The 643-nt window shown below is 65.9% G+C and carries 1 protein-coding gene; it reads right to left on the minus strand.

What is annotated here, in order from left to right:
* On the minus strand, nucleotides 1-610 hold a 610-nt coding region (locus A5780_RS43145), incomplete at its 3' end, for an acyl-CoA thioesterase domain-containing protein (RefSeq protein ID WP_231983015.1).
* Nucleotides 611-643: the final 33 nt, after the last annotated feature.

The following is a 643-nucleotide window of genomic DNA, read 5'->3' on the forward strand; positions in this document are numbered from 1 at the left end:
TGCGGTCGTAGAGGGTGGCGCTGCCGATGGACACGCCCGCCGAGGCGATGGTGTTGTCGGCGCGTAGTCCGAGTTCGCAGCCGATCGGCAGACGCGAAAGAGCCACGGTCACATCGGCGTTGATGTAGCCGGCGCCTTCGGTGCCCCAGTGACACACGTGGTTCGTGGAGTCACCCAGGATCGCGGCGCGCTGGAACCCAGTGATCGGTTCCCCGGCGACCAGTGGTGGCAGGTTCTGCCAGAAGATTTTGCGGTCGGCGTTTTGATTCGCCGCGAAATCCTCGGACCAGTCGCGATCGCCGCTCTTGAACAGCGGCGGCGTCCCGCCGGGCACAGCACTCTCCTGCGGCGGAACCGGCAGCGGTTCGTCTCGGCTCCAGAGCTGGCCAGGCGGTTCGGTCCCGGTGGTGAGGAAAACGGCTGTCGCCCTCACACGTTGCTGACCGTCTTGCGACAGTGCCGCGTCGGCAACAGTGATTCGAGATCCTCGACGGACCACCGTGCTGCGCAGATCGAACGCGGCGTTGTCGACCGGTTGATACAGGTCGACTGTGAGTCGAGCGGGGATGAAGCCCTCCGGGCAGTGGGTCTCGAGTTCCCGGGCGAGCATGCCGGCCACGGCTGTTCCGCTCAGTTTGGTCGG

Origin of the sequence: Nocardia sp. 852002-20019_SCH5090214, assembly GCF_001665865.1 — a bacterium.
Taxonomy (GTDB): domain Bacteria; phylum Actinomycetota; class Actinomycetes; order Mycobacteriales; family Mycobacteriaceae; genus Nocardia; species Nocardia nova.